Here is an 8,101-nt window from a genome sequence, read left to right as displayed (position 1 = left end):
AAGAATCTTATTGAGACATCAGTATAAAGGAATGGGTCTACATATAGGATAGGGGTGGCCTGATTTCTTTACCACCCCAACATTTGATGGAGAACCTTTTTTTTAGTAATAAATGTTTAATTTGGTTTTAATGTGGAATGTACATAATAAGAAGGTGTATTCAAACATAACTTTTGGGACGAATAGTCTATGAATCTAGCGCATACTTCTTATGTAAGGAAAAGAATACGAGAGGAAGGATGGTGGGTAACAAATGAAAATATTTCAATGGTTGATAGGTTTCATTTTTGCAGGAATGCTAGTTGGTTGTAGCAATGAGGTAACGACGACTGATGGTATGAAATTGGTTGAAGAAGGAAAGTTTACGTTTGCTGCCTCTGGAGAATATGCCCCATTTAGTACAACAAATCCAGACGGAACGATGTCGGGATTTGATATTGAAGTCGGCGAAGTTGTAGCAAAAGAATTAGGATTAGAGCCCGTTCAGAAAAAATTTAAATTTTCTTCGATTGTTGAAGGTGTTAAATCTGGACGCTTTGATGCGGCGATAGCTAGTCATACGATCACGGAAGACCGTAAAAAAAATGTGAATTTCTCTACCCCATATTATTATTCAGGACCTCAAATCTTTACCCGCCCAGATAGTAAGATTGAATCCCTCGATGATTTAACTGGAAAAGAAGTTGCTGTTTCCAAAGGGTCTACATATGCAAAGCAAGCGGAGCAAGTGACGGACAATGTAATTTTATATGATAGTGATGTCACTGCCTTAGAGGCATTAAGTCAAGGAAAGCACGATGCGGTGATTACTGATTTTATTACTGGAAAAGAAGCGATTGGGAAAGGATTAACAATCGTCGGAAAAGAGATATTAGGTCGTAGTGAACAAGCAATCGCCGTGGCGAAAGACAATAAAGTACTTCTAGAAAAAATTAACAAAGCACTCGAGAAGCTACGTGAGGATGGGACATTAAAGAAGATTAGTGAAAAATATTTTGGGGAAGACATCACGACCCTATCTTCTGAATAAAACTTTTGTTTCCACCACGGGAGGCGCATATGGAATTTATTCAATTATTGCTGGAGACATCACCAATTTTCTGGAAAGGATTAAAGCTTACCTTTTATCTAACCATCGTGTCGATAGGGATTGCGATGATCATTGGTTTAATTTTTGCCTTGTTTAAAATTTCACAAATTCAAGTCTTAGAAAAACTAGCTGACATATATATTTTTATTGTGCGTGGGACACCGCTTATTGTTCAAATTTTCATTTTTTATTTTGGGCTGACGGAATTAAACTTTTCAGCCATTTGGTCGGTAATTTTAGGCCTTGCATTCCATAATGGGGCGTATATGGCTGAAATTTACCGCGGAGCCATTCAATCGATTGACCGCGGACAAATGGAGGCGGGGCGTTCTCTAGGAATGTCCCTTTCTTTAACGATGAGACGGATCATTTTGCCACAAGCGTTTCGCCGAGCGTTACCGCCACTTGGAAACCAATTTATTATTGCTCTAAAGGATTCCTCGCTCGCGTCATTTATCGGTGTATTTGAATTATTTGGTGTGGCCACGACTTTAGGATCCAATGAATTTGATTATATGACCTATTTATTAATTGTCTCTATCTATTATTTATTGCTTGTATTTATTTTTTCTTCTATTGTGAAATTGCTTGAAAAGAGAATGGCGGTGAGTGATGCATGAATGGACAAAAGAAAAAAGTGATGGTGCAAATAGATGGGCTTGATAAATCATATAATGATTTTAAAGTCCTCCATAATATTTCACTTACTGTCCATAAAAGGGAAGTGGTTTGTTTAATCGGAGCGAGCGGTTCCGGAAAAAGTACGTTGCTTAGATGCATGAACTTTTTAGAAGAAAAAGACCGCGGTGATATTTGGATTGATGGAGATAAAATTGAAAAGGATACACACAATTTAAACGATATTCGGGCACAAGTAGGGATGGTCTTTCAACATTTTCATCTCTTTCCTCATTTAACGGTGTTAGAAAATATTATAGAAGCTCCCATCCATGTATTAGGAAAAAAAAAGCAGCAAGCCGTAAAAGAGGCGGAGCAGTTATTAATGAAAGTTGGTTTAATAGATAAAAAGAACTCATATCCATCCGTTTTATCTGGGGGACAAAAACAACGTGTGGCCATTGCACGGGCGCTTGCAATGAATCCGAAAATCATGTTGTTTGATGAGCCGACCTCGGCGTTAGACCCTGAACTCATTGGTGAAGTTTTGCAAACAATGAAGCAACTCGCCAAAGAAGGGATGACGATGATCATTGTTACCCATGAAATAGGCTTTGCACGTGAGGTAGCCGATCAAGTTGTTTATATGGACGAAGGAAAAATTGTCGAGATTGGACCACCGAGCGAAGTTTTTGAACGTCCGAAAGAGGAACGAACTCGTTTGTTTCTAGAAAAAGTACTATAAGAAAAAGATGCGCTTATATTGCGCATCTTTTATTTCTTTTTGAAGAATAGTAAGTATATACCTAATATGATGAAGAAGATAGGCCAAAGCTTCCAAACAGAGTCAAACGTCGTTCGGATCGCTCCAAGCCAACTTGTTAACTGGTCATAAAACAGGAGAAGGATGGCGACAAATAAAATGAGCACGCCATAACCAAGACCGCTTCCAGTTCGTTGGGATAGTAACAGTAATCCAAGGGCAATAATAAGTAAAAAAATCCCGATATGATCCGGCCAAATAGAAAATTTATGGACAACGTGAAAATGAATACCAAATCCTGTGAAGATGATCCCAGGGAGTACCAAATTGGAACTTTTAGGTGAAGAACTTTGCGCTAAAAAGGCGATTCCAACGATGATTAAAATGGTTGGCCATGACAGCCATGGTCGTGCGAAAACCCAATTCACTTGTTGAAAAAATACATAACACCCAAAACCTAAAAAAATTATTCCTAGAAATATCCGTTGATCTTTCATCATATCCTCCGTTCATTTGAACTTACTTGAATCTTCATCTATTTTTTGATACTGTACAATAGAATGGTTGTGTCGACTTTTGTTATTATTTATATGTTTTGTTTCATTTACATGTTACCATAGGATTCATGAACTGTTCACAATTTTTTCAAGGGCTTGAAGTAATGAGTGTTATAATATAACTATCTAGGGCATAAAGGAACAAAAGGGGGTTTTATGCCATGCATATTATCGTCGTAGGGTTAAACTATAAAACTGCCCCTGTTGAAATAAGAGAGCGGTTATCGTTTAATGAGGCTGATTTAGGAAAGGCGATGAGCTCGCTTCAACATAAAAAAAGTATTTTAGAAAATGTCATCGTTTCAACATGTAACCGGACGGAAGTGTATGCTGTTGTTGATCAATTACACACAGGCCGGTATTACATTAAAGAGTTTTTAGCGGAATGGTTTCATATAGAGCAAGAAGAGTTTTCTCCGTACTTATTTATTTACGAACAAGATGGAGCGGTAGAGCATTTATTTAAAGTGACGTGCGGCTTGAACTCTATGGTATTAGGGGAAACGCAAATTTTAGGGCAAGTAAAAAAGAGCTTTCTGATCGGACAAGAAGTACAGTCGACTGGAACCATTTTTAATCAATTATTTAAGCAAGCGGTGACATTTGCTAAACGCGCTCACTCAGAAACAGAGATCGGTGCGAATGCTGTTTCCGTTAGCTATGCGGCTGTTGAATTGGCTAAGAAAATCTTTGGACATTTGAATAATAAACGAGTGCTTATTTTAGGTGCCGGAAAAATGGGTGAACTAGCGATTGAAAATTTATACGGAAACGGTGCTTCAAACGTCACAGTCATTAACCGAACATATGAAAAAGCGCAAAGTTTAGCGAAACGCTTTGATGGACAAGCGAAACCATTAAAAGAGCTACAATGTGCTTTAGTGGAAGCAGATATTTTAATAAGCTCCACAGGAGCAAAAGAGTATGTTATTACGAAAGAAATGATGGTGTACGTTGAGCGAATGAGAAAAGGACGCCCGTTATTTATGGTTGATATTGCTGTCCCAAGAGATTTAGATCCGTCAATTAGTGAACTTGAGAGCGTATTTCTTTATGATATTGACGATTTAGAAGGCATTGTAGAAGCGAACTTAGCAGAACGGAAAAAAGCAGCAGAAAAAATTATGTTAATGATTGAAAAAGAGCTTGTGGAGTTTAACGAGTGGTTGCATATGCTCGGCGTTGTTCCGGTGATATCAGCACTTCGCCAAAAAGCGTTAGCCATTCAACAAGCGACGATGGAGAGCATCGAACGAAAAATTCCTTCGTTAACAGAGCGCGAAAAGAAAGTATTAAATAAACATACGAAAAGCATTATTAATCAATTGTTAAAAGACCCTATTTTGCAAGTGAAAGAATTTGCCGCACATCCTGATGCAGAAGTAAAGTTGGAAATTTTTAAACAAATTTTTAATATCGAAGCAGAAGTCGAAAAGATCGAGCAAAAATCGACAAGTGAAGCAAAAGAAATGAATGTTCAACCGTCCTTTTAATAGTAAAGGAGATTTATCTATATGTTTGAAGTAAGTATTGCTAAGCTTCACGGAATAATGATTTTTATTTACGCTGTTAGTATTTTACTTTATTTTTTTGATTTCCTTCAGCAAAACCGGAAGGCGAATCGCATCGCCTTCTGGTCATTAACGATTGTTTGGATATTACAAACAATCTTTTTATTTCTTTATATTCTTGAAACAAAAAGATTTCCCATCCTCACGTTATCGGAGGGGCTTTATTTTTATGCATGGGTTTTAGTCACATTATCGATTATTATTAATCGCCTGTTGCGCATGGATTTTACCGTGTTTTTTACGAATTTACTAGGATTTTCTATCATGGTGATTCATACATTTGCTCCATTGACCATTCAATCTGAAGCAATGGCTGAACAACTTGTGTCCGAGTTATTGTTTATTCATATAACGATGGCGATTTTATCATATGGGGCTTTTTCTTTATCGTTTGTATTTTCGCTTTTATATTTAATTCAATACAAATTGTTGAAAGAGAAAAAATGGGGACAGCGGCTATGGCGAATTGGAGATTTGTCACAGCTAGAAAAAATGTCATATGTTTTAAACGCAATTGGTGTGCCAATGCTTCTATTAAGCCTCATATTGGGGTTAGAATGGGCATCTTTAAATCTCACTTCGTTTCGATGGTATGACCCCAAAATTATCGGTTCGTTCGTTTTATTATTTCTTTATAGTATGTTTTTATATCTCCGCATCCGAAAAGAGATGTACGGAAAGTCCTTAGCTTTTTGGAACGTTGCCGCTTTTTTAATTGTACTAATCAATTTCTTTTTAACGAGCAGTTTGTCATCATTCCATTTTTGGTATATGTAGAGGTTATAGGAGGCGCTTATGAGAAAAATTGTTGTTGGGTCAAGAAGGAGTAAATTAGCGTTAACGCAAACGAAATGGGTGATTGATCAATTAAAACAACTTGGGGTTCCGTTTGAGTTTGAAATAAAAGAAATTGTGACAAAAGGGGACCGCATTTTAGATATCACCTTATCAAAAGTAGGCGGAAAAGGTCTTTTTGTTAAAGAAATTGAACAAGCGATGCTCAATAAAGAAATCGATATGGCAGTACATAGTATGAAAGATATGCCAGCTGTTCTGCCAGACGGTTTAATGATTGGTTGTGTCCCAAAACGAGAAGATCCACGCGATGTTCTTATTTCTAAAAGAAATGTTCCACTTCGTGATCTTTCAAAAGGTGCGGTGATTGGTACGAGCAGCTTACGTCGAAGCGCACAACTCCTGTCATTTCGTCCGGACTTAAACATTAAATGGATTCGAGGGAATATTGACACTCGACTAGCCAAACTAGAAACGGAAGAATACGATGGGATCATTTTAGCAGCTGCGGGCTTATCTCGAATGGGCTGGTCCGATGAGGTCATAACGGAGTACTTACATGAAGATATTTGCTTACCAGCTGTTGGACAAGGAGCTCTCGCGATTGAATGTCGCGAAGATGATGAAGAGCTTCTTCGTGAACTACAACGCTTAAACTGTCGTTATACAGCTTCTACTGTGATGGCCGAACGTACTTTTCTTCATCGCTTAGAAGGTGGATGTCAAGTACCGATTGCCGGTTATGCCACGATGAATAAAGGAAATGACATCATCTTAACGGGAATGGTCGGAACCCCGGATGGCCGAACCATTCTAAAAGACCAAGCGATTGGGAAAGACCCAGTAGCAGTCGGAGAAGCATTAGCAAAAAAATTAATGGACCTCGGTGCAAAGAAAATGATTGACGCAGTGAAGGAGGACCTTGAACGGTCATGAAAAGTACTCCCTCTTTACAAGGGAAAACGGTTGTAATTACTAGGGCAAAAAAACAATCAAAAGAAATGAAACAGCTCATTGAACAACATGGTGGCACGGCTATTGAAATGCCTATGATTGATTTTCGTTTACGTAAGGAAGGGTACGAAATTTCCTCCCTTTTCGACTATGATTGGATTTTTTTTACAAGTGTTAATAGTGTCCGTTTTTTTTGGGAGCTTCTTCAACAACATGAGATTCCGATTTCTTCCTTACGATGTCGATTTGGGGCCGTGGGGGAAAAAACAAAATGGGCTTTAGAAAATAAAGGAGTTTCAGTTGATTTTTTTCCAACGAAATTTACAGGTGAAGAGTTCGGAACCCAATTCGTACACTCTGCTTTTACTGGAAAACGAATCTTAATTCCAAAAGGACAATTAGCGAGAGATGTGTTGGCGGCAACCTTACGAAAATTTGACTATCATGTGGATGAGTGGATTATTTATGAAACATTTTTACCAACTGAAAGCAATCATTTGATGGATCCGTCTGTGTTGAAGGATGTAGATGTCATCACTTTTACGAGCCCATCAACTGTCCGGCATTTTTTTCAGCTGTTAGAGCAGCAACATCTACTTCACTTCGTCAAGAAATGGTTGATTGCTTGTATCGGCCCAGTAACGGCTTCCGAAGTAAAAAAACACGGCTATGACGTACATATTTGTCCAGAAACGTATACTGTTCCAGATTTAATCAAAAGTATTAACGAATGGTATAAGATGAGGAGGAATTAGTAATGGAGATTCAATTTGATCGTCACCGTCGATTACGGCAGTCTGACGCAATGCGTGCATTAGTACGTGAAACCTACTTACGTGTGGAAGATCTCATTTATCCTATTTTTGTTGTTGAAGGGAAAAAGAAAAAGAATCCGGTTGCCTCTATGCCAGGGGTTTACCAACTTTCGCTTGATTATTTACGAGAAGAGATGGATGAAGTTGTCTCATTAGGTATCCAGTCAGTTATCGTATTTGGAGTTCCATTAGAAAAAGACGAATATGGAAAACAGGCATACCACGACCATGGTATTGTGCAGGAAGCGATTCGCTTTATTAAAAAAGAATATCCACAAATTGTCGTTGTAGCCGATACATGTCTTTGCCAATATACGAGCCATGGCCATTGTGGAATTGTCGAGAATGGAAAAGTTTTAAATGATCCAACATTAAATCTTCTTGCCCAAACAGCTGTTAGTCAAGCGAAGGCGGGTGCTGATATTATTGCACCATCGAATATGATGGACGGTTTTGTGGCCGCCATTCGCAAAGGATTAGATGAAGCCGGATTTGAACATGTCCCGATTATGTCGTATGCGGTTAAATACGCTTCGAGCTTTTACGGACCGTTCCGTGATGCAGCACACAGTTCACCACAATTTGGTGATCGCAAAACGTATCAAATGGATCCAGCAAACCGTCGAGAAGCTCTACGTGAAGCTCGTTCTGACGTAAAAGAAGGGGCGGACTTTTTAATGGTAAAACCAGCGCTTTCGTATTTAGATATTATTCGTGATTTGAAAAACGAATTTGATTTACCAATCGTTGCTTATAACGTGAGTGGTGAATATTCGATGATTAAGGCAGCTGCACAAAACGGTTGGATTGACGAAAAAGCGGTTGTTTTAGAAATGTTAACAAGTATGAAACGAGCAGGAACGGATTTAATTATTACGTATTTCGCAAAAGATGTCGCTCGTTGGTTAAAAGAACAATAATCATTCAAGGAGGTTCTC

At 38.3% G+C, this 8,101-nt stretch carries 9 protein-coding genes; 8 read left to right on the top strand and 1 reads right to left on the bottom strand.

Going from position 1 to position 8,101, the window contains the following annotated elements; genetic code table 11:
* Nucleotides 1-295 precede the first annotated feature (295 nt).
* The 3 genes from ABES52_RS11210 to ABES52_RS11200 are packed head-to-tail and all read left to right on the top strand — an operon-like array spanning nucleotide 296 to nucleotide 2,453.
* Entirely contained in the window at nucleotides 296-1,030 is a 735-nt protein-coding gene (locus ABES52_RS11210) for a transporter substrate-binding domain-containing protein (RefSeq protein ID WP_429651241.1), read from the top strand.
* 29 nt (nucleotides 1,031-1,059) lie between these two features.
* Complete coding sequence (locus tag ABES52_RS11205; RefSeq protein WP_429651239.1) at nucleotides 1,060-1,710, top strand: amino acid ABC transporter permease; 651 nt, start codon at nucleotides 1,060-1,062, stop codon at nucleotides 1,708-1,710.
* Complete coding sequence (locus tag ABES52_RS11200; RefSeq protein ID WP_429651238.1) at nucleotides 1,707-2,453, top strand: amino acid ABC transporter ATP-binding protein; 747 nt, start codon at nucleotides 1,707-1,709, stop codon at nucleotides 2,451-2,453. Before ABES52_RS11205 ends, ABES52_RS11200 begins: the two co-directional genes overlap by 4 nt.
* Before the next feature lie 29 nt (nucleotides 2,454-2,482).
* On the opposite strand, the gene ABES52_RS11195 is transcribed toward ABES52_RS11200, so the two are convergent.
* On the bottom strand, nucleotides 2,483-2,968 hold the full coding sequence (locus ABES52_RS11195) for a LiaI-LiaF-like domain-containing protein (RefSeq protein WP_429651237.1): 486 nt from the start codon (nucleotides 2,966-2,968) through the stop codon (nucleotides 2,483-2,485).
* A gap of 221 nt (nucleotides 2,969-3,189) precedes the next feature.
* On the opposite strand from ABES52_RS11195, the gene hemA reads away from it, so the two are divergent.
* The 5 genes from hemA to hemB are packed head-to-tail and all read left to right on the top strand — an operon-like array spanning nucleotide 3,190 to nucleotide 8,083.
* On the top strand, nucleotides 3,190-4,521 hold the full coding sequence (hemA, locus tag ABES52_RS11190; protein WP_429651236.1) for a glutamyl-tRNA reductase: 1,332 nt from the start codon (nucleotides 3,190-3,192) through the stop codon (nucleotides 4,519-4,521).
* 21 nt (nucleotides 4,522-4,542) lie between these two features.
* Nucleotides 4,543-5,376, top strand: coding sequence for a cytochrome C assembly family protein (locus ABES52_RS11185; protein WP_429651235.1), 834 nt, complete (start codon nucleotides 4,543-4,545; stop codon nucleotides 5,374-5,376).
* 18 nt (nucleotides 5,377-5,394) lie between these two features.
* On the top strand, nucleotides 5,395-6,330 hold the full coding sequence (hemC, locus tag ABES52_RS11180; protein ID WP_429651234.1) for a hydroxymethylbilane synthase: 936 nt from the start codon (nucleotides 5,395-5,397) through the stop codon (nucleotides 6,328-6,330).
* Nucleotides 6,327-7,103, top strand: a complete 777-nt coding sequence (locus ABES52_RS11175; RefSeq protein WP_429651233.1) for a uroporphyrinogen-III synthase — start codon at nucleotides 6,327-6,329, stop codon at nucleotides 7,101-7,103. Before hemC ends, ABES52_RS11175 begins: the two co-directional genes overlap by 4 nt.
* 2 nt (nucleotides 7,104-7,105) lie before the next feature.
* Entirely contained in the window at nucleotides 7,106-8,083 is a 978-nt protein-coding gene (hemB, locus tag ABES52_RS11170) for a porphobilinogen synthase (RefSeq protein WP_429651232.1), read from the top strand.
* Nucleotides 8,084-8,101: the final 18 nt, after the last annotated feature.

Origin of the sequence: Aeribacillus pallidus, assembly GCF_050478865.1 — a bacterium.
Taxonomy (GTDB): domain Bacteria; phylum Bacillota; class Bacilli; order Bacillales; family JACDOC01; genus JACDOC01.
This window is presented reverse-complemented; position numbering and strand designations above follow the sequence as displayed.

Bases quoted from the DNA above. Each gene is read 5' to 3' on its own strand.
- ABES52_RS11205 (WP_429651239.1), top strand. From the start codon at position 1,060: ATGGAATTTATTCAATTATTGCTGGAGACATCACCAATTTTCTGGAAA.
- ABES52_RS11210 (WP_429651241.1), top strand. From the start codon at position 296: ATGCTAGTTGGTTGTAGCAATGAGGTAACGACGACTGATGGTATGAAA.
- ABES52_RS11195 (WP_429651237.1), bottom strand. From the start codon at position 2,968: ATGAAAGATCAACGGATATTTCTAGGAATAATTTTTTTAGGTTTTGGG.
- hemA (WP_429651236.1), top strand. From the start codon at position 3,190: ATGCATATTATCGTCGTAGGGTTAAACTATAAAACTGCCCCTGTTGAA.
- ABES52_RS11200 (WP_429651238.1), top strand. From the start codon at position 1,707: ATGAATGGACAAAAGAAAAAAGTGATGGTGCAAATAGATGGGCTTGAT.
- ABES52_RS11175 (WP_429651233.1), top strand. From the start codon at position 6,327: ATGAAAAGTACTCCCTCTTTACAAGGGAAAACGGTTGTAATTACTAGG.
- ABES52_RS11185 (WP_429651235.1), top strand. From the start codon at position 4,543: ATGTTTGAAGTAAGTATTGCTAAGCTTCACGGAATAATGATTTTTATT.
- hemB (WP_429651232.1), top strand. From the start codon at position 7,106: ATGGAGATTCAATTTGATCGTCACCGTCGATTACGGCAGTCTGACGCA.
- hemC (WP_429651234.1), top strand. From the start codon at position 5,395: ATGAGAAAAATTGTTGTTGGGTCAAGAAGGAGTAAATTAGCGTTAACG.